We start from the raw sequence: 24,202 nt of genomic DNA, 5'->3' as shown, positions 1-24,202 counted from the left end.
TGTGCCTTTTTTTATTTGCGAATTCTTACTTTGTACGAGTTTCTGCATGTTGTGGGCTAACAATTGCGCCGGTTTCTTGTCAAAATACGCGCTTACACGCAGCGGGCAACTCTTGCTGCCTGAGATCTAAAGTCACCTACAGCGGAGTGTTGTTACACCATGATGGACAATTTACGCGCGGCGGCAAATCACGTCGTGCTCAAGATCATTCTGGGTTTGATTATCGTGTCATTCATTTTGACTGGCGTGGGTAACTACCTGATTGGCGGTAACAATAATTATGCCGCAGAAGTTAACGGTCAGGAAATTAGCCGTTCGCAGTTTGAAAATGCGGTGACCAGTGAGCGCAATCGTATGGCGCAGCAGTTGGGCGATCAGTTCTCTGAACTGGCTGCCAACGAAAATTACATGAAATCCGTGCGCCAGCAAGTGCTCAATCGCATGATTGATGAAGCGCTGCTGGACCAGTACGCCAAAAAGCTGCACCTCGGCATTAGCGACGAGCAAGTGAAGAAGGCCATTTTTTCCACTCAGGCTTTCCAGGCTAACGGCAAATTCGACAACAATCGCTTTAATGCCATCGTCAATCAGATGGGCATGAGCGCCGATCAATACGCGCAGGCGCTGCGTAACCAGTTAACCTCCCAGCAGCTTATCAACGCTGTTGCCGGTACTGATTTTATGCTTAAAGGCGAGACCGACGAACTGGCGGCGCTGGTTGCTCAGCAGCGTGTTGTTCGCCAGGCGGTGATCGATGTGAACGCACTGGCAGCGAAGCAGACAGCCAGCGATGACGAAGTCACCAGCTACTACGATCAGAACAAGAGCCGTTTCATTGCGCCGGAGCAGTTCCGCGTAAGCTACATCAAACTTGATGCTACTGCGATGCAGGAAAATGCCAGCGATGCAGAGATTCAGGCTTACTACGATCAGCATCAGGATCAGTTCACTAAGCCGCAGCGCAACCGCTACAGCGTCATCCAGACAAAAACGGAAGACGACGCTAAAGCCGTGCTTGATGAGCTGAACAAAGGTGCTGATTTCGCCACCATCGCGAAAGCGAAATCCACCGACATTATCTCTGCCCGCAACGGCGGTGATATGGGCTGGCTGGAAGAGGGCACCACGCCGGATGAACTGAAAAATGCCGGTCTGAAAGAGAAAGGCCAGCTTTCCGGCGTTATCAAATCTTCTGTGGGGTTCCTGGTTGCGCGTCTTGATGATATCCAGCCTGCGCAGGTGAAACCGCTCAGCGAAGTGCACGATGAACTGGCTGCCAAAGTGAAACAGGAAAAAGCGCTGGACGCCTGGTATGCACTGCAACAGAAAGTGAGCGAAGCTGCGAGCAACGATAATGAATCTCTGGCTGGCGCAGAACAGGCCGCAGGCGCGAAAGCGGTGCAAACGGGCTGGTTTGGTCGCGATACTCTGCCGGAAGAGTTGAACTTCAAACCGGTGAGCGACGCGATTTTCAATGGCGGTCTGGTGGGGCAGAACGGCGCGCCGGGCAGCAACTCCGATATCATCACTGTTGATGGCGATCGCGCGTTTGTACTGCGTATCACCGATCACAAAGCGGAAGCCATCAAACCGCTGGCTGAAGTGAAAGCGCAGGTTACCGACATTGTGAAGCACAACAAAGCTGAGCAGCAGGCGAAGATGGATGCAGAAAAACTGGTGTCTGAGCTGAAAGCGGGCAAAGGCAACGATGCGTTGAAAGCCGCGGGTCTGAGCTTTGGCGAGGCGAAAACGCTGGCACGTACAGGCCAGGATCCGGTAAGTCAGGCTGCGTTTAATCTGCCGCTGCCGGAAAAAGATAAACCGTCTTTCGGCTCGACGACCGATCAGCAGGGTAACGTTGTGGTTCTGGCGTTGGACGAAGTAAAAGCAGGCACCATGCCGGATGCACAGAAAGAAGCGATGGTTAAAGGCATCACGCAGAACAACGCGCAGATCGCTTTTGAAGCGCTGATGAGCAACCTGCGCAAAGAAGCCAAAATCAAACTCGGCACGATCGCTGAACAGCAGTAACGGGTAAAGGCGCGAAGCGTCTCCCAAAAAAAAGCAAAATTTTGCAATTCACAAAGGCCGCTTTCGCGGCCTTTTCCATTTCTGCGTTTTGTCCTTTGCCCCTATTCCGGCTTCTGTTTATTGTTGCCTCACATTGAAAACAAAGGAGAAAACAGCATGAAACATGGAATCAAAGCACTGATTATTACTCTGAGCGTTGCCTGCGCGTCGCTGAGTTACAGCGCGCTGGCCGCTCCGGCAGCCGCAGAGAAAGCACCGCTCTCGCTGAACAAAAGTGAAAATGCTTCAGCAGGCAAAGCAAAAGTACAGGATATGGCGACCAACGCTGATGAAGGGGGCGGCACGCGGGTAAGTATTAACAGCGCCAGTGCGGAAGAGCTTGCGCAGGTGATGAGCGGTGTCGGCATTAAGAAAGCTCAGGCGATAGTCAGTTATCGCGACGAGTATGGCCCGTTTAAAACGCTCGACGATCTCAAGCAGGTGCCAGGTATGGGCGGTACGCTGGTGGAACGTAATCTGGCGCACTTGAAACTGTAAGGCGCTTGCGTAGTCGCTAATCTTTGCCAGAATAGAGAGGTCATACCAGTTATGATCTCTCTGTCTCTATAACAATAAACGGTAAAGGTTAAAGCGCTATGCAGACACAAATCAAAGTTCGCGGTTTTCATCTCGATGTTTACCAGCACGTCAATAATGCTCGCTATCTGGAGTTTCTCGAAGAGGCTCGCTGGGACGGGCTTGAGAATAACGACAGCTTTAAATGGATGACGGCCAATAACATTGCTTTCGTGGTGGTGAACATCAATATCAACTATCGCCGTCCGGCGGTGCTCGGTGATTTGCTTACTGTCACCAGCCATGTACAGCAGATCAACGGTAAAAGCGGCGTTTTAAGCCAGATCGTCACGCTGGAACCGGAAGGACAGGTGGTTGCTGATGCGTTGGTGACATTTGTCTGCATCGATCTGAAAAGCCAGAAGGCGCTGGCATTAGAAGGGGAACTGCGGGAAAAACTGGAGAATATGATCCGCGCAGGCGATTAATAGTAAAAGCGGGCTGGCGAAAACCGGAAAAGACAAAACCGCTGCCCGGCGAGATTGCAAACCGGATGAGCGTTAGCGCCCATCCGGCACAGATACCGGTGAGTGCTTTTTATTTCAATCCGGTTTTCTGTTTCATGGCTGCCATCACGCCGCTTTTATCCGCGAGGTAATGTTGCAGGCCGTTGGCGCGCAGGTTGCAGGCTGCGCAATGGCCGCAGCCATCGCCTTTAATGCCGTTATAGCAGGTCAGCGTTTCGCTACGTACCAAATCCAGTTTGCCCCAATAATCTGCCAGCGCCCAGGTTTCGGCTTTATTGATCCACATCAGCGGGGTTTCAAAGCGGATATCTTTCGCCAGGCCAAGATTGACCGCATGGTTAAGAGCTTTAACAAACTCATCGCGGCAATCCGGATAACCGGAAAAATCGGTTTCACAAACGCCAGTGATCACGGCTTCAGCCTGCACTTGATATGCATACACTGCCGCCAGCGTCAGAAACAGAATATTACGCCCCGGCACGAAGGTATTTGGAATACCGGTGGCATCAGGCTCATAGTCCGGCACCGGAATGCTGTCGCGTGTCAGGCTGCTGACCGCCAGTTCATTAAGCAAGGTGACATCCAGCACTTTGTGCGCACGGGCGCCCAGCGTTAACGCCAGTTCGCGGGCAACGTCGATCTCTGCGCGGTGGCGCTGGCCGTAATCAAAGGTGACGCAATGCACTTCGTCATACTGCTGCAATGCCTGCACCAGGCAAGTTGTGGAGTCTTGTCCGCCACTGAACACGACAACGGCACGTTTCATAGTTCTTCCTGACAATCGCGAATAAAACGCTATGGTAGCGCGTGCCGCTGACAGCGACCAGCTTCTTCACCGCGCCGGGGCGGGAAGCCACGCTTCGGCAAAGTCAAACCAGCCGCGCGTATTCAGATGGATCCCTTCCACGCCTGGCGGTGCGCTGATACGGTACTGGTAATTAAACAGCGGTGTGAGCGTGGCATTATCCATCAGCGTATTGAACACATCGTGCAGCGCCTGGTAACGCTCCCGCTCATTCGCCTGGCGCTGCACGGCATCCAGCGTTGCCTGCAAATGCGCGAATTGCGGCGCACTAAGCAGGTTAGGCCATAGCGGGTCGCAACGTATCCACTGCTCAAGGGTATATTCCGGCGTTTCGCCAATCAGCCGGTCTCCCATCATCAAATCTGCAGTCGCAAGCTGGGTACAGCCATCCCAGTTTTTGCCGTCGTGGAAAATGACCGTCAGTTCACAGCCGAGCGTGGCGAGATAAAGCCTGAGTTGCTCCGCCATGATGTGCAGTTCCACCGGTAAATGGTAGAGCAGGGTGAGTTTCGCTGGCAGTGGAACCTGTTCGTCTGGCCATTCAGGCATTTGCCAGCCGGGTAAGAGCTCACGGCTGGGCGTGATCAGATTCTCGTCAAGCGGCAGCGTCTGTACCAGCGAGGTGTGATGGATAATCTGTACCAGACGGCGCGACTGCGCCGGGCTCAATCGTGCGCCAGGTCGCTGGGCAAGATAACAAAACCCAAGGCTGATGCCGTTACTGACGGGTTGCAGGTGACGAAGCTCATCCGGCTCGCCAATGGCAATTTGTACCGGATGCCGGCAACTGGTGCCTAAATCCTGCTCAAACAACTGTGGCGTGATCCAGAACTCCACCGCCTTCAGGAATGGATGCCCAAGATGATAGTGGTCGTGACTCTCGAGCCGGACCAGTTCGCGGCTGTACGTGACCAGGCGAAACGGCCCGGTACCGACCATAGGCTGCTGCGGATGTGCCAGACGGCTACCGTAGCTGGCAAGCCGGTACGGCAGCCAGAAATCCGGGCGGTGCAGTTTGAATGTCAGACACCAGGGATGCGTGATTTCAATGCTCGCGACGCTGGAAAATAACGTTTGCAACGCCGGCAATTGCAGCAGTCGATGCAGGCTCTCCTGCAACTGCGCAGCCGTGACGGTATCACCGTTATGCCAGTGCAGCGTGGCATGCAAATGGAATCGCCAGCACAAACCGTCTTCGCTCACATCCCAGTGATGCGCCAAATCGCCCTGCGGTTGAATGCTGTGACGGACAAAACGTGTCAGCCCGCTGAAGATCTGCCCGGCAAGATGCTGTTCCGCGCGTCCGGGAAGAAAACCGGGAACGAGGGGATCAAGCGGGCGATAGTAGGGAATGCGCAGGGTTGGCGTTTCGTTTTGCCACAAGCCGCCGAGAAACGGATTCAGCAATGTGCGCAGATCATCCGGTGCAATTTGCGCCAGCGCCAGTGCGTTCTGCTGCTGGCCGGTATTGAGCGCCTGTTCGAGCATCTCACTGCGTATCGATTCCGGCGTGACCAGCAACTGCAGCTCACCGCGTTTACCCCGTCCGGATTGCGCTTGCCAGCGCAGCCAGCCAGCGTCCTGCATCTGGCGCAGCAGTGTGCGCATATGCCGCTCGCTGCAAAAACAGTGTGCCGCCAGTTCGGTTACGCTGGCGGATTGTGTTTCCCCGGCAGAAATCTGCCACAGGCGTTGGTACTGATTGAGCCGATTGAGGAGTCGCATAAACCCGGAACAATATTTATCATCTATTCACTATTACTTCCGTATATCTCACGTAATACTGGAACGCAACTGTGAATGAGACATAACCGGAGAAAAGATGATGGCGCGTTTGGCTGCTTTTGACATGGATGGCACCCTGTTAATGCCCGACCACCGTTTAGGCGAACAAACGGTCACCGCGCTCCAGCGTCTGCGCGAACGGGATATCACCCTGACTTTTGCCACCGGGCGACATGCGCTGGAGATGCGTAGTCTGATCGGCAGCCTGGCACTGGATGCTTTTTTAATAACCGGTAACGGAACGCGCATCCATTCGCAGGAAGGCGAGCTACTGTTCCGTCAGGATCTGAACCCGGAAGTGGCGGAGCTTGTTCTGCACAGCACATGGGATACCCGCGCGACTGTTCACGTATTCAATGATTCCGGCTGGTTGACGGATAATGCGCTGCCAGAGTTGCTGGAGGCGCATCTGCTCAGCGGTTTTTCCTATCAACTGGCCGATCTCAGGCGCTTGCCAGCTCATGATGTGACTAAGATCTGTTTTGTCGGCGATCATGACGATCTCTGCCGCCTGCGCATTCAACTGAATGAGGCGCTGGGAGCGCGCGCGCACTTGTGTTTTTCTGCCACCGATTGTCTGGAAATCCTGCCGCCAGGCTGTAACAAAGGTTCCGCGCTGGCGGCGCTGAGCCTGTCGCTGGGGTTGACGTTGCAGGATTGCATGGCGTTTGGCGACGCGATGAATGACAGAGAGATGCTTGAAAGCGTGGGGCACGGCATGATCATGGGCAACGCCATGCCGCAGTTACGGGAAGCGCTGCCGCATCTACCGGTTATTGGGCACTGCCGTAATCAGGCAGTATCACACTTTTTGCTGCACTGGCTGGACACACCTAATCTTCCTTATTCCCCCGAATGAAAAAGATTTTTCCAGCAAGCCGGGTTTTTACCCGGCTTTTTTTATGCTGTCAGACGGGCGATTTCCGCGCGCCAGGGATCGATATCGCCGATGTTTGCCGCCACCCATTGCGGATTGTAGTAGGTTTCCAGATACCGCTCGCCGCTGTCACACAGCAACGTCACGATAGAACCGCTGCGTCCTTCGTCGCGCATCCGCGCGGCAAGCTGTAGCGCGCCCCACATATTGGTACCGGTGGAGGCGCCCACTTTGCGGCCGATTTGCGTTTCCAGCCACTGCGCCGTTGCCACACTGGCGGCATCGGGAACCCGCAGCATCTCATCCACCACGTCGGCAATAAAAGAAGGTTCCACGCGCGGACGGCCAATCCCTTCGATTTTGCTGCCTGTTGTGCTGCGCAGGCTGGCGTCGCGCTGCTGCCAGTAATCAAGGAACACCGAGTTTTCCGGATCCACGACCATCAACTGCGTGCCGTAGCCCTGGCTGCGAATATAGCGGCCAATGGTCGCTGAGGTGCCGCCGGTGCCTGCACTCATCACAATGTAATCCGGCACCGGATGTGGCTCATTTTTCATCTGACGGAAGATACTGTCGGCAATATTGTTGTTGCCGCGCCAGTCGGTTGCACGTTCAGCAAACGTGAACTGATCCATATAATGTCCGTTCAGCTCTTTTGCCAGCCGTTCCGATTCCGCATAGATCTCACAGGCGCTGTCAACAAAATGGCAGCGGCCGCCATAAAACTCGATCTGCTCGATTTTGCGTTTAGCGGTGCAGTAAGGCATGACCGCGATAAAGGGCAGCCCCAACAACCGTGCGAACCAGGCTTCGGAGACGGCAGTTGAACCGGATGAGGCCTCAATAATGGTCGTGCCTTCTTTGATCCAACCGTTACACAAACCATACAGGAACAATGAGCGTGCCAGCCGGTGTTTCAGGCTACCGGTCGGATGCGTGCTTTCATCTTTCAGATAGAGATTGATTCCCGGAAAAGCTGGCAGCATCAGGCGAATAAGGTGCGTATCCGCAGAACGCTGTGCATCGGCGTTAATTTCGTTGATAGCGTATTTGACCCAATTGCAATTCATGGCGGTTATCCGTTTGTCATTTTGTGCCCAGTCTAGCGAAAGTAAAAGAAAAAAGGGTTGCCATTTAGCCTTTGCATTAGACTATAAAGAGAAAAATATTCTCCAGGATTCCCAAATGTTAGATAAAGTTGACCGCAAGCTGCTCTCCCTGCTGCAACAGGATTGTTCGCTCTCTTTGCAGGCGCTGGCAGATGCCGTTAATCTGACCACCACTCCCTGCTGGAAACGTCTTAAGCGGCTGGAAGACGACGGGATTTTGCTCGGTCGTGTCGCGGTGCTGGATGCTGAAAAAGTGGGGCTGAATTTGACCGCTTTCGTGCTAATTAAAACCCAGCACCATAGCAGCGACTGGTATTGCCGCTTTGTCAGCGAAGTGACGCCAATGCCGGAAGTGCTTGGTTTCTGGCGCATGGCGGGGGAGTATGATTATCTGCTGCGCGTGCAGGTGGCAGACATGAAACACTATGACGACTTTTATAAGAAGCTGGTGAACAGCGTGCCGGGGCTGTCAGATGTCACTTCTAGCTTCGCCATGGAACAGATAAAATACACCACGGCTTTACCCATTGAATAACGCTTAGGCTAAACCAACAGCCAGAAAATCACCTTCAGGATATAACCGCGTGCGATTATTTGCCCAGTTAGGCTGGTACTTTCGCCGGGAGTGGCAACGCTACCTCGGCGCAGTGGCCTTACTTATCATTATTGCTATTCTGCAACTCATTCCGCCCAAAGTGGTGGGGGTGATTGTCGATGGCGTAACCGAACAGCATTACACCACATCACAGGTGTGGATGTGGATTGGCGTACTGGTCGCGGTCGCTGTCGTCACCTATCTGCTGCGTTATGTCTGGCGCGTCTGGTTGTTCGGCGCTTCTTATCAACTGGCCGTGGAGCTGCGTGAAGATTTCTACCGGCAGTTGAGCCGCCAGCATCCGGAGTTTTACCTGCGTCACCGTACCGGTGATTTAATGGCGCGAGCAACGAACGACGTCGATCGCGTCGTGTTTGCTGCCGGTGAAGGCGTGTTGACGTTAGTGGATTCGCTGGTGATGGGCTGCGTGGTGCTGGTGGTGATGTCGACGCAAATTAGCTGGCAATTAACGCTGCTGTCGCTGCTACCGATGCCGGTTATGGCGCTGGTTATCAAGCGTTACGGCGATCAGTTGCACCAGCGTTTTAAGTTGGCGCAGGCGGCCTTCTCCGCGCTTAACGATCGCACGCAGGAGAGCATGACCAGTATCCGCATGATCAAAGCCTTCGGCCTGGAGGATCGCCAGTCGGCGCTGTTTGCGGCGGAAGCCGCCGACACCGGGGCGAAAAATATGCGCGTCGCTCGTGTTGATGCGCGTTTTGATCCAACCATTTACATTGCGATTGGCCTGGCGAATATGCTGGCGATTGGCGGCGGTAGCTGGATGATTGTCCACGGTACGCTGACGCTCGGTCAGCTCACCAGTTTTGCCATGTATCTGGGGCTGATGATTTGGCCGATGCTGGCACTGGCGTGGATGTTTAATATCGTGGAGCGCGGAAGTGCGGCTTACAGCCGAATTCGCGACATGCTGGCAGAAGCGCCGGTAGTGAATGACGGCAATGAGCCAGTGCCGGAAGGGCGCGGCAATCTGGCTGTCGCTATTCGCGAATTTCGCTATCCACAAACGGAAAGCGCCGCGCTGAATAATGTTAACGTGCTGCTGACGCCGGGCCAGATGCTGGGCATCTGCGGGCCGACCGGTGCCGGGAAAACTACCTTGCTGGCATTAATTCAGCGCCATTTTGACGTCGGGCAGGGGGATATTCGTTTCCACAATATTCCTCTTCAGCAATTGAAGCTGGATGCCTGGCGCAGCCGTCTGGCAGTGGTGAATCAGACGCCGTTCCTCTTCTCCGATACGGTGGGCAATAACATTGCGTTAGGCAAACCCGGCGCTACGCAGGAAGAGATTGAACACGTGGCGAAGCTTGCCAGCGTGCATGACGACATTCTGCGTCTGCCGCAGGGCTACGATACGGAAGTGGGCGAGCGCGGCGTGATGCTTTCTGGCGGCCAAAAACAGCGCATTTCGATTGCACGCGCACTGCTGCTCAATGCCGAGATCCTGATCCTGGATGATGCGCTATCGGCCGTTGACGGTCGCACCGAACATCAAATTTTGCATAACCTGCGCCAGTGGGGCGAAGGGCGCACAGTCATTATCAGTGCGCATCGCCTGTCGGCGCTAACGGAAGCCAGCGAGATTTTAGTCATGCAGCATGGACATATAGCCCAGCGCGGTCAGCATGAGCAGCTTGCGCGCCAGCCGGGCTGGTATCGCGATATGTATCGCTACCAGCAACTGGAAGCTGCGTTGAATGACGTACCGCAGGAGGCCGCCGATGCGTAATCTCGCACGACAATGGCCGACGCTGAAACGCCTGCTGGTGTATGGCAAACCGTGGCGCAAATCGTTAATCAAAGCGGTGTTGATGCTGTGGGTTGCGGCGATTGCGGAAGTCTCCGGCCCGGCTCTGATCAGCTACTTTATCGATAATATGGTGGCGAAAAGTTACCTGCCGCTTGCGCTGGTCTCCGGGCTGGCGGCGGTTTATGTCGGCCTGCAACTGCTGGCGGCGCTGCTGCACTACAGTCAGTCGCTGCTGTTTAACCAGGCGGCGGTCGGCGTGGTACAGCAACTGCGTACCGATGTGATGGATGCCGCGCTGCGCCAGCCATTGAGCGAATTTGATACCCAGCCGGTCGGGCAGATTATCTCCCGCGTGACCAACGACACCGAAGTGATCCGCGATCTTTATGTCACGGTGGTCGCGACGGTGCTGCGCAGCGCCGCGTTGATTGGCGCGATGCTGGTCGCTATGTTCAGCCTGGACTGGCGGATGGCGCTGGTGGCGATGGCGATTTTCCCGGCGGTGCTGATCGTCATGTTGATCTATCAGCGCTATAGCACGCCGATTGTGCGCCGGATGCGTGCCTACCTTGCAGACATTAACGATGGCTTTAACGAAATCATTAACGGCATGGGCGTGATTCAGCAGTTCCGCCAGCAGGCGCGCTTTGGTGAACGTATGGGCGATGCCAGCCGTTCCCACTATCTTGCGCGCATGCAAACTCTGCGGCTGGATGGCTTTCTGCTGCGCCCGCTGCTGAGTCTTTTTTCTGCGCTGGTGCTGTGCGGGCTGCTGATGCTGTTTGGTTTCTCCTCCGTGGGAACAGTGGAGGTCGGCGTACTGTATGCGTTTATCAGCTATCTTGGCCGTCTGAATGAACCGTTGATTGAGCTGACGACGCAGCAATCGATGTTGCAGCAGGCGGTTGTCGCGGGCGAGCGTGTGTTCGAACTGATGGATCGGCCGCGCCAGTCTTATGGTGACGATGATACGCCGCTACACAGTGGCGCCATTGATATTGAGAATGTTTCGTTTGCCTACCGCGACGATCAACTGGTGCTGCAGGATATTTCGCTATCGGTTGAGCCGCGCAGCTTTGTCGCCTTAGTGGGGCATACCGGCAGCGGGAAAAGTACGCTTGCCAGCCTGTTGATGGGTTACTACCCGCTCACGCAGGGTGAGATCCGCCTCGACGGAAGGCCGCTCTCTGCGCTCAGCCATACGGCGCTGCGCAAAGGCGTGGCGATGGTGCAACAGGATCCGGTGGTGCTGGCGGACAGCTTTTTCGCCAACGTGACGTTGGGGCGTGATATCAGCGAAGCGCAGGTATGGCAGGCGCTGGAGACGGTACAACTGGCGGAACTGGCGCGCGGTATGAGTGCGGGTATTCATACCCGGCTCGGCGAGCAGGGGAATAATCTCTCGGTTGGGCAAAAACAACTGCTGGCGCTGGCGCGCGTGCTGGTCGATACGCCACGGATCCTGATCCTCGATGAGGCAACGGCAAATATCGACTCCGGTACCGAGCAGGCAATCCAGCATGCGCTGGCGGCGGTGCGTAAACAGACCACGCTGGTGGTGATCGCCCACCGTTTATCGACCATTGTTGAGGCCGAAACTATTCTTGTGTTACATCGCGGGCAGGCGGTGGAGCGCGGGACGCACCAGCAATTGTTGGCCGCGAAAGGGCGCTACTGGCAGATGTACCAACTGCAACTGGCCGGGGAAGAACTGGCGGCCAGCGCGCGAGAAGAGTCGCTTATCGCCTGATGCACCAAAATTAGGCATGCTACTGACAGGATCCTCTGTTGGTGCAAAAAAGTAACGCACCATGCACTGTTATGGTGCGTTTTTCTTTTCTGGCACCAGGCCGAATCGCGAGCCTGCATTTTCCCCCTTCCGCTTTTCCCGGCCTGTCTGCACTAACAATCTGAAATTCTCCTCGTTTTCATTGTTGGCACACCGCTTGCAATATCTGTCGTGTGTTAGCTGCGGCCATTATCGAATTTCGACTGGAGGGGGATCTATGAAGCTGGTTACCGTGGTGATTAAACCATTCAAACTCGAAGACGTTCGTGAAGCACTGTCTTCTATTGGTATTCAAGGGCTGACCGTGACTGAAGTTAAAGGTTTCGGGCGTCAGAAAGGTCATGCCGAGCTGTACCGCGGTGCGGAATATAGCGTCAATTTCCTGCCTAAAGTGAAAATTGATGTGGCGATTGCTGATGATCAACTCGATGAAGTCATCGATGTGATCAGCAAAGCGGCCTACACCGGAAAAATTGGCGACGGTAAAATTTTCGTTGCTGAGTTGCAACGCGTCATTCGTATTCGTACCGGCGAAGCCGACGAAGCGGCACTGTAATAGCTGGCCACACAGTGATAGGGATTGGAACAATGAAAAACACAACATTAAAAACAGGTCTTGCTTCACTGGCATTGCTGCCAGGTCTGGCGATGGCGGCTCCCGCTGTAGCAGATAAAGCAGACAACGGCTTTATGATGATTTCTACCGCACTGGTGCTGTTTATGAGCATCCCGGGCATCGCGCTGTTTTACGGCGGCTTGATCCGCGGGAAAAACGTGCTCTCTATGCTGACGCAGGTGGCTGTCACCTTCGCGCTGGTGTGCGTTCTGTGGGTGGTTTACGGCTACTCTCTGGCTTTTGGCGAGGGCAACAGCTTCTTCGGCAGCTTCAACTGGGTAATGCTGAAGAATATCGAACTGACGGCGGTCATGGGCAGCATCTATCAGTATATCCACGTTGCTTTCCAGGGCTCTTTCGCCTGTATCACCGTCGGCCTGATTGTGGGTGCGCTGGCTGAACGTATTCGCTTCTCTGCGGTACTGATTTTCGTGGTGGTATGGCTGACGCTCTCTTATGTGCCGATTGCGCACATGGTATGGGGCGGCGGTCTGCTGGCAGCGCATGGCGCGCTGGACTTCGCGGGCGGTACGGTGGTGCATATCAACGCCGCTGTTGCAGGCCTGGTGGGTGCTTACCTGATTGGTAAACGTGTGGGCTTTGGCAAAGAAGCGTTCAAACCGCATAACCTGCCGATGGTCTTTACCGGCACCGCTATCCTCTATGTTGGTTGGTTCGGCTTTAACGCGGGTTCCGCAAGCGCGGCCAACGAAATCGCCGGGCTGGCTTTCGTAAATACCGTTGTGGCTACTGCTGGTGCAATCCTGGCGTGGGTGTTCGGTGAGTGGGCGCTGCGTGGCAAACCGTCTCTGCTGGGTGCATGTTCCGGCGCGATTGCAGGCCTGGTAGGTATTACTCCGGCGTGTGGTTATGTCGGTGTCGGCGGCGCGCTGATTGTGGGCCTGGTTTCAGGTCTGGCAGGTCTGTGGGGCGTTACTGCACTGAAACGTATGCTGCGTGTTGACGATCCGTGTGACGTGTTTGGTGTGCACGGCGTGTGCGGTATCGTCGGCTGTATCCTGACTGGCATCTTTGCCGCAACGTCCCTGGGCGGCGTAGGTTACGCACAAGGCGTGACGATGGGGCAGCAGCTCCTGGTTCAGCTGGAAAGTATCGCACTCACCATCGTGTGGTCCGGCGTCGTGGCCTTTATCGGCTACAAACTGGCTGACATGACTGTGGGCCTGCGTGTACCGGAAGATCAAGAGCGTGAAGGTCTGGATGTTAACAGCCACGGCGAAAACGCCTACAACGCCTGATCGAATTGAGTTATCTCCTGAGCATAAAAAAGCCTCCATACGGAGGCTTTTCCTTTTGTAGAGCCTTAGTTGCGGTTGCGCATCACGCCTTCCTGCACGGTTGACGCCACCAGCACGCCCTGTTGCGTATAGAACTCACCGCGTACAAAGCCGCGTGCCCCGGAGGCTGACGTACTTTCCACGCTATAAAGCAGCCATTCATTCATATTGAATGGGCGATGGAACCACATTGAATGGTCGATGGTAGCGACCTGCATACCGTGCTCAAGAAAACCCACGCCGTGCGGCTGGAGCGCCACCGGCAGAAAGTTGAAGTCTGAGGCGTAGCCCAGCAGGTATTGATGGACGCGAAAGTCTTCTGGCACCGCGCCGTTTGCGCGGATCCATACCTGGCGCGCAGGCTCAGCAACGTGCCCTTTTAGCGGGTTGTGAAATTCTACCGGTCGGATCTCCAGCGGTTTATCGCTGAGGAATTTCTCTTTCACCAGCGGCGGCAACAAATGGGAGAGTGCACGGGCGATATCGGTTTCGGATTTCAGTGAATCCGGTGCGGGCGCGTCCGGCATCGTTTTTTGATGTTCATAACCCGTTTCCGGCGCCTGGAACGAGGCGGTCATATAGAAAATCGGTTTCCCGTTCTGGATTGCCGCCACGCGGCGGGCGCTGAAGCTGTTGCCATCGCGCAGAACTTCCACGTCATAGACAATCGGTTTCTGGCTATCGCCAGGACGCAAAAAGTAGCTGTGGAAGGAGTGCACCAGTCGCTCGGCGGGGACGGTCTCTTTAGCGGCGTACAGCGCCTGGCCGACAACCTGACCGCCAAAGACCTGGCGTAACCCTAAATCTTCGCTCTGGCCGCGAAACAGGCCTTCTTCGATTTTTTCCAGATTTAATAATGACAGCAGGTTAGAGAGTGCCTGACTCATAAATTTCCTCAAATAAATAGCGGCTGACTGAGCGAATAATCCGATAAGTATAACCTGGAACAATGAGTGGTCCGATGGGTTCAATAATCTGAATAAATGGGGCTTTGCAGGAATATATCGCGCTTATGTGCCAGACTTGTTCTCGTTACGATGGTTTAACCACCCATCCTGGCAGGCAAGCGTTCTGCCGGTGCATTGAAGATAAGGAGAAATCAATGAAACTCGTGCACATGTTAAGTGGTTTGGCAGTTGCTGTTGCGCTCTCTGCCTGCGCTCAAAAAGGCGCTGACATTCCGACACCAGCACCTAATCCCAGCGCGCCTGCGGCAACCAATAAAGCTGCGATTGCGCAACCTAACGTCTCCGGTACGATCTGGATCCGTCAGAAAGTGGCGCTGCCGCCAAATGCGGTATTAACCGTGACAGTTTCTGATGCGTCCCAGGCGGATGCGCCGTCGAAAGTGCTGGCGCAGAAAGTCGCGCGTACCGAAGGTAAACAGGCTCCGTTCAGCTTCGTGTTGCCGTTTAACCCGGCTGATATCCAGCCGAATGCCCGTATCCTGCTGAGTGCGGCCATTACTATCGACGATAAAATTGTCTTTATCACCGATACGGTTAAACCGGTTATCAACCAGGGCGGAACCAAAGTGGACCTGACGCTGGTACCAGTGCAGCAAACGGCTGTGCCGTTGCAGCAAAACAGTGGCGCCGCCACGACCGTGCCTTCCACATCACCCACGCAAGTAAACCCGTCTGAAGCCACTCCGGCGCCGACACAGTACTGATAACGGCTCCTCTCCTGCGGGGGAGGAGCGTTTTTTTAGTAGATCCAACGGTAACGTTGTAAATCGATTTGCCCGCTGCCTGACACCACCACGCCTTCAGCCAGTAACGCCTGGCGCTGACGCTGTAAATCCGGCCCGGTCAATGAAATACAGCCATGACGATTCACCACCCGATGCCACGGCAACGTACTTCCTTCCGGTAAGCGTTTCAGTACGCCACCCACCTGGCGCGCGGCGCGCGGAGAGCCAGCCAGTTTCGCCACGTCGCCATACGTTGTGACGTAACCTTCCGGTATTGCGGCAACGATTTGCCAGACCCGCTGCGGGAAAGAATCCTGTATATCCATGCTGATATCCTGAGGGAAGACGTTGCAGCATAAACAGCATAAAGCGTGCTGTGAAGAGACAGTTGCGCAATAAACCAGCATCCGTCCCGGCGCGGCTTGCAATTGCCATCCTGGACAGGGATAATGCGCCAGCGCGTTGATTAGCAACGCTCTCAATGGGGGCCCTGTTGGTTCTCCCGCAACGCTACTCTGTTCACCAGGTCAGGTCCGGAAGGAAGCAGCCAGGGCAGACGACGTGTGTGCCGGGATGTAGCTGGCAGGGCCCCCACCCATTTCTGTCTTTGAAACTCTCTTTTCCGTTTATTCCTTTACGCTTTCAGCATCCCAGCGGTTCTGGAAAGGCTTACCGTGCTCTATTGTTCTTCTGCGATTCGGCTAATGGGCATGTCGTGCGGATGCAGGCGAACAATTTCCGGCATTACACCATGCTGCGTTTTACCGGGGGTTGCGAATAGTTGAGCGAGAGCCATAGCGGTTTAATACGCAGTAGTGCGTTTTCCAGCTCGGTTAATTCCAGGGAAAAGGGCATCCGTAAATAGCGGTCAAAAGCACCGGAAAGACCAAAACGTGTTCCCGCGCCGAGGTGAATGCCGATAGTTTCCGCACGGGCGGCAAACTGGGTTGCCAGCATACCGGGCAGTTCTACCCAGTAGGAGAGGCCGCCCTGCGGTGTCTGAAAGCGCCATTCCGGAAAATGCTCGCGCATTAACGCGGCGCAATCATCGCGGCGGCTGGCGAGCATTTGTCGACGGCCGGGCAAAAATGCCTCTGCGTTTTGCATTAGCCACAGCGTTGCCAGTTGCTCCAGTAACGGGGAACCCAGATCCAGCGTGTCACGGGTCTGGGCGAGGGCGGCAATTGTGCGCGTTGAGGCGCGGATCCATCCCAGGCGTAAGCCACCCCAGAAACTTTTCCCCGCCGAACCGAGTGTGATCACGTTTCCTGCAGGATCAAACGCCGCCAGTGGCGGAGGCGGCGGCGCGTCGTACCACAAATCCACCATCGTTTCATCGACCACCAGCGTCGTGCGCGTGCGCGCCGCGATGGCGGCGATGGCTTCGCGGGTGGCGCTATCCATACAGCGCCCGGTTGGATTGTGAAAGTCGGGCATCAGCCAGGCCAGACGCGGCGCAGTCTGCGCCAGCGTGGCGGCAAAACCGTCGCAGTCCCAGCCAGTTTGTGGCAGCGATACGCCAACGGGCCGGCATGATGCGCCCTGGATTGCGGCAATCGCCAGCGGGTAGGTTGGGTGATCGACGACCACGCGATCGCCCGGCCCGGTCAGCATGCGCAGTACCAACGCCAGACCGCTGACGGCACCATTCACCACCATCACTTCATCGGCGTGAGTTGGCAGCCCGCGCGCGGTATAACGTGCGGCAATGGCTTCACGCAGCGGCAGCAAGCCGAGCTGGCCATAGCCGGTTTGCGTCAGGTAGTGCGGGATCATGCTCAGCGCGTGGGTATAGGCCTGGTGGATCTCCGGCCCGGCGCTCAGTGCCGCCGTAGAGAGATCCAGTGCCGTACCGGCTGTTGCGAGCGTTGGTACGCTACGGCTATCCGGCAGAATCACCCGCGATCCGCTGCCGTGACGGCTCTCCAGGTAACCTTCATCGCGCAAGTGCGCCAGCGCGCTGGCAACGGTGGTGCGGCTTATTTCCAGCGTTGAGGCCAGTTCGCGCTCGCCGGGCAGACGCGTGTCCAGCGCCAGCCTGCCATCGAGAATCAGCAAACGCAGGGCGTCGGCAAGCTGACGCCATAGCGGCATACGGGATTCGGGTTGTTGCCAGTGCCCTAACAGGCGCTGCAAAGATTGGCTACCAAAGCGACGGGATGACATATGCAGTCCACTATATGAAAACTGGACATTAATCATAATGCCATTTGCGGAGAAGATGGAAGCATGAACAGCCGGAGAACAAAAATGCTACGTCGATTACTGCAACTCTATATTGGTTTAGTCCTGTACGGTGTTTCTACCGCGATGTTTGTCCGCGCGGATTTGGGTGCCGATCCGTGGAACGTTTTCCACCTTGGTGTGGCGAAATTGCTGTCGATGGATATCGGTACGGTGATGATCGCTACCGGCGCGCTGGTCTTGTTGTTCTGGATCCCGCTGCGCCAGCGTCCGGGTCTGGGAACCCTCAGCAATGTGATCGTGCTTGGGCTTGCCGCCGATGCTGCGCTGGCGTTGATGCCGCCGCTGGAGACACTCCTGGCGCGCAGCGTAATGCTGGTGGCGGCGGTAATTGTCAATGCGCTGGCGACCGGAATGTATATTGGTGCCGGGTTTGGCGCTGGCCCGCGTGATGGCCTGATGACAGGGATCCATGCCCGCACGGGCTGGTCAGTGCGCAGTATCCGTACGGCGATTGAGATTTCAGTCCTGCTGGCAGGCTGCCTGCTGGGCGGCACGTTTGGCATCGGCACGGTATTTTACGCGCTCAGTATTGGCCCGCTAATTCAGCTTTGTCTGCCGTGGTTTCGTCAGAAACCGACGCTAAGCGTGGCGCCGCAAACCGAACCGGCAGGCTGATTTTTTCGTTAATACAGCGAAAAAAAACCTGATCTGGCGGAGCGTCTGCAATACTTGCTTCTCTCAGGAAGAAAAGGAGCGATCACCTGTGACGACACCAGAGCTTCAAACGGCACGTCTAATTCTCAAACCGCTGGCATCGGAAGATGCCACACAAATTCAGCGCATTTTCCCTCGCTGGGAGATTGTCCGTTATCTGGTTGCCAGTGTTCCGTGGCCCTATCCGGATAACGCAGCGCAGAACTATGTCGATAATGTTGCACTGGCGGCAACGCGCGCAGGGAAAGGCTGGTTCTGGACGTTGCGACGTAAAGAAAATGCCGATGAACTCATGGGCGTGATCTGCCTGATGGATACGCCGGACAATAACCGGGGATTTTGGCTGGCTCCCGAGTGGCAAGGGCAGGGGTATATGACGGAGGCCTGCCATGCAGTCACGGATTTTTGGTTTAACGCGCTCGGGCGCGATGTATTGCGTGCGCCCAAAGCTGTCGCCAACGATCGTTCGAAGCGACTTTCTCAACGCAGCGGTATGCGCCTGGTTCGCCTGCAAAAAGGTGAGTACGTTTCCGGGGAGCTGGAGACGGAGCTGTGGGAGATAACCCGCGAAAAATGGAATCAACTGCACCACTGAAACCTGCCAGCGTACGCGCTGGCGGGTTTTATTCCCGCGATTAGCATATATTTATTCGTTTTAAATTATAGTGTCATTTAATTGAAATATTATCTTCATTTTTCTGTCATAAATATAGGGCAGATTATTTATGGGGATTTTTCGCCCTGTTATAATTTTGAAATATAAATCTGGATCGGTTTCATAAGTTCGTGTATTAATTAGCATGTTTATTCATACAAGAAGGGATAATCATGGCCAGTGCAGTATTAAACGTCAAAATTGATGAAGCGCTAAAAGAAAAGCTGCGTCATTATGCAGAAGTAAATAGTGAAAATTTAAGCACGGCGACAGAAAAACTGCTGCTGCTGGCGTTCGAAGCAGCGGAAGAGGCGGGAGTCTCGGAAGATGACATTGACAACCAGCACACGGAAGAAGAGAGTGCAACTCCGTTCACTCCCAAAGAGATCAAAGCATTACGTAAACTCCTGAAGAAGAAAAAATGAACCAACAACTGCTATCAACCGCCAGTAACTACGGCGAAGCTTGCGCGATGTTGCGCTCAGGCTTTGTTAAACAAGTACGACTGGACTGGAATATCGGAAGTGATGAGTTTTTTCGTATCGCATCGGACTGGTGTGACGCTGGCGCAAAAATAAAAAAAGAGGGAAACAGTTTTATTATTTCAATAAAAGGATTTCCTATTCCTCGCCAGCAGTAACCTTGTTGTCATGAAACCGTCATTTAAATTGCATTAAAAACTGTGATGATTGTTTCATAATAACTCTACAGAACCATCTCAAAACACATTACGGATGATGTTTCCGGCGAGCCTTGTGGTTCGCCGATATTTCTTTTTATCCCACGCAATATATTTTTTTACCGGTTGTCGTAATTCCTGTTATTTTTCACGAAGCGCTCACAAGCAGACCTGGGCAAAACGGGTATACTAATGATCCCTTTGCTGCCAGGAACGCCATGAAAACTATCACACTTTACGACGTTGCCAGCTATGCAGGCGTCTCTTACCAGACCGTATCCCGGGTGATCAATGATGCGGCCCATGTCTCAGTTCGTACCCGTGAAAAGGTGCTCGCCGCAATGGCCGCGCTGCACTATGTTCCCAATCGTGGTGCCCAGCAACTGGCGGGCAAACGCAGCAGAACGCTGGGGCTACTGACTACCGATCTGGCGCTCCATGCGCCGTCACAAATTGCCTCGGCGGTGAAATCCCGCGCTGGTCTTGCCTCCGCGAGTGTCATTATTTCGATGCTTGAGCAGCATGACGCGGCCAGTTGTAGCGCGGCATTGCAAGAGTTGTTGGCACAGCGTGTGGAAGGCGTGCTCATCAATGTTCCGCTGGAGGATGCGCTGGCGCAGCAGTTAGCGGCGCAGGCGCAGCCGACGCCGGTTTTGTTTCTGGATGTCAGTGATAAGGCGGCCGTTAACAGCCTGGTATTTGATGCGGAGCAGGGCGCGCGACTGGGTGTGGAACATGTACTGTCGCAAGGCCATCAGCGTATTGCCCTGCTGGGCGGACCGCAGAGTTCAGTTTCAGCCCGCGCCCGTTTTAGCGGCTGGCTGGCGGCGTTAGCGCAGGCGAAGTTGAACCCCTGCGCCAGCGAGCACGGGGACTGGAGCGCCGCGTCGGGATATGAAAAAGCCCATCTGCTGCTGGCGGGCCCCCGGCTGCCGCAGGCGATTCTGGTGGCTAACGATCAGATGGCGCTCGGCGTGATGCGCGCCTGTGCCGAAAAGGGGATTGCTGTGCCAGGCCAGATTTCAGTGGTGGGGTATGACGACACGGCGGACAGCGCCTGGTTTTCTCCGCCGCTGACCACGGTGCACCAGGCGTTTAAAGATGCTGGTGAGCGTAGCGTGGACTGGCTGCTTAACCCGCCCGACGTGGACTTGCCCCTCAGTCAGACTCGGCTGCCCGTTACGCTGATCGAACGCTCGTCTACCGCTCCGGCGTGCGAACGGCAGATCCGCAGCGGTGAAACCCTTGCCAGGCAACTGAGTGAACTGGCGCAGCAGGTTGCCATGCTGGATCGGCGCTAATGCTTTTGTGATCCTCTTCGCTTTCAGCCGATCGCGGGCTTTACCCGCGATTAAAAATGCGTCATTGTTTCCTACATTGTGAGCGCTTCGCAAAAAGAGGTTTTATGTCTGCTACCGCGTTAAGTTCGCTGGTTTTCCGTCGCGATTGGGAAAACCCGGCGATCACCCACTGGCACCGTTTACCGGCTCATGCGCCCCTGCGTAGCTGGCGTGATGAAAATGCGGCGCGCGATGATGCCGCTTCACCTGCGCGGCGCCTGCTGAATGGCGAATGGCGCTTCAGTCTGTTTGGCTCGCCGGAAGCCGTGCCGGAACGCTGGATAACAGAGGATTGCGCCGATGCGGTGGCGATGCCGGTGCCATCGAACTGGCAGATGCAGGGATTTGATACGCCCATTTATACCAATGTTACCTATCCGATTCCGGTGACGCCTCCGTTTGTTCCGCAGCAAAATCCGACGGGTTGTTACTCGCTCACATTTTTAATGGAAGAAGAGGCGCTGGCGCAGGGGCAGACGCGGATTGTTTTTGATGGCGTCAATGCGGCGTTTTATCTTTGGTGTAACGGCCAATGGATCGGCTATTCGCAGGACAGCCGTCTGCCTGCCGAGTTTGACCTCAGTCAGGCGCTACACGCGGGGGAAAACCGGCTGGCGGTGATGGTGCTGCGCTGGTGCGATGGCAGTTATCTGGAAGACCAGGATATGTGGCGGATGAGCGGGATTTTTCGCGATGTCTCCCTGCAACACAAACCGCAGACGCATATTGCCGATTTCCACTATGTCAGCGAACTGAATGCGGAACTGACTCACGCGCAATTACAAGTTAACGTGCAACTGGCCGGGGCGTTTGCAGAGTGCCGCGTTGCCGTTGCCCTGTGGCACGACGGAAAAAACATTGCCGCCGCGCAGCAGTCGCCGGGCAGCGCCGTGGTGGATGAGCGCGGCGCGTGGGCAGAACGCCTGTGCATGACGCTGCCGGTTGCCGCGCCCGTGCTGTGGAGTGCGGAAACACCGAACCTCTATCGCCTGACATTAACCCTGCTCGATGCACAAGGAAACGTACTGGAAGCGGAAGCCTGCGATGTGGGTTTCCGCAAGGTGGAAATCTGTAATGGTTTGCTGCTGCTTAACGGCAAACCGCTATTGATTCGTGGCGTAAACCGTCACGAGCATCATCCCGAAAACGGACAGGCCATTGATGAAGCCACCATGCGGCGCGACATTGAGCTGATGAAACAGCACAACTTCAATGCCGTGCGCTGTTCTCACTATCCGAACCATCCGCTGTGGTATCGCCTGTGCGATCGGTACGGCTTATACGTCGTGGATGAGGCCAACATTGAAACCCACGGCATGGTGCCGATGAGCCGCCTGGCGGACGATCCGGGCTGGCTGCCAGCCATGAGCGAACGCGTTACGCGCATGGTGCAGCGCGATCGCAACCATCCGTCGATCATTATCTGGTCGCTGGGCAACGAATCCGGTCATGGCGCGAACCACGATGCGCTGTATCGCTGGCTGAAAACGACCGATCCGACGCGTCCGGTGCAGTATGAAGGCGGCGGTGCGAACACGGCGGCCACCGATATTGTCTGCCCGATGTATGCCCGCGTTGACCAGGATCAGCCCTTTCCGGCTGTGCCGAAGTGGTCGATTAAAAAATGGATCGGTTTGCCCGGCGAAAATCGCCCGCTCATTCTTTGCGAATACGCACATGCGATGGGCAACAGCTTTGGTGGTTTTGCCAAATACTGGGAAGCGTTCCGCGCTTTCCCGCGTTTGCAGGGCGGTTTTGTCTGGGACTGGGTTGACCAGGCATTAACCAAAACCGGTGATGATGGGCAACCATTCTGGGCTTACGGCGGCGATTTTGGCGATACGCCGAATGACCGCCAGTTCTGTATGAATGGGCTGGTATTTCCCGATCGTACGCCGCATCCGGCGCTGTATGAAGCGCAGCGCGCGCAGCAATTTTTCCAGTTCAGCCTGCTTAGCACCACGCCGGTGGTGCTGGAAGTTGAGAGCGAATATCTGTTCCGCGCCACTGATAATGAATACCTGCGCTGGTCTGTCGCCCGCGATGGCGATGTACTGGCGCAGGGAGAAATCACGCTGGATATTGCGCCACAAGGCAAGCAACGTATTGAACTGAACATCCCCGCGCTGGTGGCCGCGCCCGGCGAAGTCTGGCTGAATGTGGATGTTTTTCAGCGTACGGCGACGCGCTGGTCGGCGGCGGATCATCGTTGCGCCTGGGATCAATGGCGTCTGCCCGAGCCGTTGTATATCGCTCCGCGCGTGGTGCAGAACTCGCGCCCGACATTGCAGGCCAGCGAGCAGGAATTTGTCATCACGCATCAGTCGCAGCGCTGGCACTTCTGTCGCCGCAGCGGCAACCTGCAACAGTGGTGGCGCGATGAACAGCCGACGCTGCTGGCTCCGCTGAGCGACTGTTTTTCCCGTGCGCCGCTGGATAACGACATTGGTATCAGCGAGGTGACGCGCATCGATCCCAACGCATGGGTGGAGCGCTGGAAGGCGGCAGGCATGTACGATCTGTCGGCTGAACTGCTTTATTGTGACGTTGAAGAGCACAGCACCGGGATTGTGGTAAACACCGGTCAGCGCTGGCTGGGCGCAGGGAAAACCGCGTTTCTCAGCCATAAATGCTGGCGAATTGATGGTGACGGCGCACTGCATGGCGATGTCACGGTTCAGGTGGCGGGCGATATTCCGCCGCCCGCGAGGGTGGGCCTGGTCTGCCAGCTGGCGGAGCGGCATCCGCAGGTAAGCTGGTTGGGGCTGGGGCCGCATGAAAACTACCCGGATCGCCAGTTGGCGGCGCGTCAGGGAAGGTGGACGCAGCCGCTGTCGGCGCTGCACACGGCCTATATTTTCCCCGGCGAAAATGGGCTGCGCTGCAACACGCGCGCAGTGTGGTACGGCGCGCACCTGTGGCAGGGGGATTTCCATTTTTCCCTCGGCTGTTACAGCGATAAGCAACTGCGGGAAACCACGCACCACCACTTTTTGCGCGAAGAAGCCGGTTGCTGGCTGCATCTCGATGCTTTCCACATGGGCGTCGGCGGCGATGATTCCTGGAGTCCGAGCGTGTCGCCGGAGTTTATCCTGCAAGATGAGACGGTGCGTTACGCCTTTTGCTGGCGGCAGAACTAAACTTATCGGGTCTGATGCGGCGGGGTTGTCCCG

At 55.7% G+C, this 24,202-nt stretch carries 22 protein-coding genes and 1 other RNA gene; 17 read left to right on the top strand and 6 right to left on the bottom strand.

Translation table 11 applies throughout. The features are described from left to right. The first annotated feature begins 159 nt into the window (after positions 1 to 159). From ppiD to AWR26_RS19490, 3 genes are all read left to right on the top strand, one after another. Entirely contained in the window at positions 160 to 2,031 is a 1,872-nt protein-coding gene (ppiD, locus tag AWR26_RS19500; RefSeq protein WP_064568172.1) for a peptidylprolyl isomerase, read from the top strand. A 156-nt stretch (positions 2,032 to 2,187) separates the two neighbouring features. Then, the gene (locus tag AWR26_RS19495; RefSeq protein WP_064568171.1) at positions 2,188 to 2,568 is read left to right on the top strand and encodes a helix-hairpin-helix domain-containing protein; all 381 of its coding nucleotides are present in this window, start codon (positions 2,188 to 2,190) and stop codon (positions 2,566 to 2,568) included. Positions 2,569 to 2,666: 98 nt separating this feature from the next. Beyond that, positions 2,667 to 3,074 (top strand): YbgC/FadM family acyl-CoA thioesterase, encoded by a 408-nt coding sequence (locus tag AWR26_RS19490; RefSeq protein WP_064568170.1) that lies wholly within the window; start codon positions 2,667 to 2,669, stop codon positions 3,072 to 3,074. 109 nt (positions 3,075 to 3,183) lie between these two features. On the opposite strand, the gene queC is transcribed toward AWR26_RS19490, so the two are convergent. Both queC and AWR26_RS19480 read right to left on the bottom strand, forming a co-directional pair. Further along, the gene (queC, locus tag AWR26_RS19485; protein WP_043954609.1) at positions 3,184 to 3,879 is read right to left on the bottom strand and encodes a 7-cyano-7-deazaguanine synthase QueC; all 696 of its coding nucleotides are present in this window, start codon (positions 3,877 to 3,879) and stop codon (positions 3,184 to 3,186) included. A gap of 66 nt (positions 3,880 to 3,945) precedes the next feature. Continuing rightward, positions 3,946 to 5,643 carry an SgrR family transcriptional regulator gene (locus AWR26_RS19480; protein WP_064568169.1) on the bottom strand — a complete coding sequence of 566 codons (1,698 nt, stop codon included), beginning with the start codon at positions 5,641 to 5,643 and terminating at the stop codon, positions 3,946 to 3,948. Between the two features lie 100 nt (positions 5,644 to 5,743). Here AWR26_RS19480 and cof point away from each other — a divergent pair, with 100 nt between their 5' ends. After that, positions 5,744 to 6,562, top strand: coding sequence for an HMP-PP phosphatase (cof, locus tag AWR26_RS19475; protein WP_064569067.1), 819 nt, complete (start codon positions 5,744 to 5,746; stop codon positions 6,560 to 6,562). A gap of 41 nt (positions 6,563 to 6,603) precedes the next feature. Here cof and AWR26_RS19470 read toward each other — a convergent pair whose 3' ends face one another. Continuing rightward, entirely contained in the window at positions 6,604 to 7,650 is a 1,047-nt protein-coding gene (locus AWR26_RS19470; RefSeq protein ID WP_064568168.1) for a PLP-dependent cysteine synthase family protein, read from the bottom strand. Between the two features lie 115 nt (positions 7,651 to 7,765). Between AWR26_RS19470 and AWR26_RS19465 the strand changes: the two genes are divergently transcribed. The 5 genes from AWR26_RS19465 to amtB all read left to right on the top strand — a co-directional run bounded on the left by AWR26_RS19465 (position 7,766) and on the right by amtB (position 13,722). Then, the gene (locus AWR26_RS19465) at positions 7,766 to 8,224 is read left to right on the top strand and encodes an Lrp/AsnC family transcriptional regulator (protein WP_064568167.1); all 459 of its coding nucleotides are present in this window, start codon (positions 7,766 to 7,768) and stop codon (positions 8,222 to 8,224) included. A 49-nt stretch (positions 8,225 to 8,273) separates the two neighbouring features. Further along, positions 8,274 to 10,037 carry a SmdA family multidrug ABC transporter permease/ATP-binding protein gene (locus AWR26_RS19460; RefSeq protein ID WP_064568166.1) on the top strand — a complete coding sequence of 588 codons (1,764 nt, stop codon included), beginning with the start codon at positions 8,274 to 8,276 and terminating at the stop codon, positions 10,035 to 10,037. Next, the gene (locus AWR26_RS19455; RefSeq protein ID WP_064568165.1) at positions 10,030 to 11,808 is read left to right on the top strand and encodes a SmdB family multidrug efflux ABC transporter permease/ATP-binding protein; all 1,779 of its coding nucleotides are present in this window, start codon (positions 10,030 to 10,032) and stop codon (positions 11,806 to 11,808) included. Before AWR26_RS19460 ends, AWR26_RS19455 begins: the two co-directional genes overlap by 8 nt. A 256-nt stretch (positions 11,809 to 12,064) precedes the next feature. Further along, positions 12,065 to 12,403: a P-II family nitrogen regulator gene (gene glnK, locus AWR26_RS19450; protein ID WP_002891893.1), complete on the top strand. Its 339-nt coding sequence runs from the start codon at positions 12,065 to 12,067 to the stop codon at positions 12,401 to 12,403. A gap of 32 nt (positions 12,404 to 12,435) precedes the next feature. Further along, on the top strand, positions 12,436 to 13,722 hold the full coding sequence (gene amtB, locus AWR26_RS19445) for an ammonium transporter AmtB (protein ID WP_007373552.1): 1,287 nt from the start codon (positions 12,436 to 12,438) through the stop codon (positions 13,720 to 13,722). A gap of 65 nt (positions 13,723 to 13,787) precedes the next feature. Here amtB and tesB read toward each other — a convergent pair whose 3' ends face one another. After that, positions 13,788 to 14,648 carry an acyl-CoA thioesterase II gene (gene tesB / locus AWR26_RS19440; protein ID WP_007373553.1) on the bottom strand — a complete coding sequence of 287 codons (861 nt, stop codon included), beginning with the start codon at positions 14,646 to 14,648 and terminating at the stop codon, positions 13,788 to 13,790. 215 nt (positions 14,649 to 14,863) lie between these two features. Here tesB and AWR26_RS19435 point away from each other — a divergent pair, with 215 nt between their 5' ends. After that, positions 14,864 to 15,433, top strand: coding sequence for a YbaY family lipoprotein (locus AWR26_RS19435; protein WP_064568164.1), 570 nt, complete (start codon positions 14,864 to 14,866; stop codon positions 15,431 to 15,433). A 35-nt stretch (positions 15,434 to 15,468) separates the two neighbouring features. Here AWR26_RS19435 and AWR26_RS19430 read toward each other — a convergent pair whose 3' ends face one another. Beyond that, complete coding sequence (locus AWR26_RS19430; protein WP_007373555.1) at positions 15,469 to 15,780, bottom strand: MGMT family protein; 312 nt, start codon at positions 15,778 to 15,780, stop codon at positions 15,469 to 15,471. 165 nt (positions 15,781 to 15,945) lie between these two features. Between AWR26_RS19430 and ffs the strand changes: the two genes are divergently transcribed. After that, positions 15,946 to 16,042, top strand: an RNA gene (gene ffs, locus AWR26_RS19425) — signal recognition particle sRNA small type. A gap of 156 nt (positions 16,043 to 16,198) precedes the next feature. On the opposite strand, the gene yczR is transcribed toward ffs, so the two are convergent. Beyond that, on the bottom strand, positions 16,199 to 17,620 hold the full coding sequence (yczR, locus tag AWR26_RS19420; protein ID WP_064568163.1) for a MocR-like transcription factor YczR: 1,422 nt from the start codon (positions 17,618 to 17,620) through the stop codon (positions 16,199 to 16,201). A gap of 84 nt (positions 17,621 to 17,704) precedes the next feature. Here yczR and yczE point away from each other — a divergent pair, with 84 nt between their 5' ends. The 6 genes from yczE to AWR26_RS19390 all read left to right on the top strand — a co-directional run bounded on the left by yczE (position 17,705) and on the right by AWR26_RS19390 (position 24,169). After that, positions 17,705 to 18,316: a membrane protein YczE gene (gene yczE, locus AWR26_RS19415; protein WP_064568162.1), complete on the top strand. Its 612-nt coding sequence runs from the start codon at positions 17,705 to 17,707 to the stop codon at positions 18,314 to 18,316. An 88-nt stretch (positions 18,317 to 18,404) separates the two neighbouring features. Further along, positions 18,405 to 18,950 carry a GNAT family N-acetyltransferase gene (locus AWR26_RS19410; protein WP_064568161.1) on the top strand — a complete coding sequence of 182 codons (546 nt, stop codon included), beginning with the start codon at positions 18,405 to 18,407 and terminating at the stop codon, positions 18,948 to 18,950. Positions 18,951 to 19,183: 233 nt separating this feature from the next. Beyond that, the gene (locus AWR26_RS19405) at positions 19,184 to 19,435 is read left to right on the top strand and encodes a hypothetical protein (protein ID WP_007373564.1); all 252 of its coding nucleotides are present in this window, start codon (positions 19,184 to 19,186) and stop codon (positions 19,433 to 19,435) included. After that, the gene (locus AWR26_RS19400) at positions 19,432 to 19,650 is read left to right on the top strand and encodes a hypothetical protein (protein ID WP_007373565.1); all 219 of its coding nucleotides are present in this window, start codon (positions 19,432 to 19,434) and stop codon (positions 19,648 to 19,650) included. The genes AWR26_RS19405 and AWR26_RS19400 overlap by 4 nt, the downstream gene beginning before the upstream one ends. 257 nt (positions 19,651 to 19,907) lie before the next feature. Further along, positions 19,908 to 20,990 (top strand): LacI family DNA-binding transcriptional regulator, encoded by a 1,083-nt coding sequence (locus tag AWR26_RS19395; RefSeq protein ID WP_064568160.1) that lies wholly within the window; start codon positions 19,908 to 19,910, stop codon positions 20,988 to 20,990. A 104-nt stretch (positions 20,991 to 21,094) separates the two neighbouring features. Further along, positions 21,095 to 24,169 carry a beta-galactosidase gene (locus tag AWR26_RS19390; protein ID WP_064568159.1) on the top strand — a complete coding sequence of 1,025 codons (3,075 nt, stop codon included), beginning with the start codon at positions 21,095 to 21,097 and terminating at the stop codon, positions 24,167 to 24,169. Positions 24,170 to 24,202 lie beyond the last annotated feature (33 nt).

The sequence above is a fragment of the Kosakonia oryzae genome (genome assembly GCF_001658025.2).
In the GTDB taxonomy this organism is placed as follows: domain Bacteria; phylum Pseudomonadota; class Gammaproteobacteria; order Enterobacterales; family Enterobacteriaceae; genus Kosakonia; species Kosakonia oryzae.
This window is presented reverse-complemented; position numbering and strand designations above follow the sequence as displayed.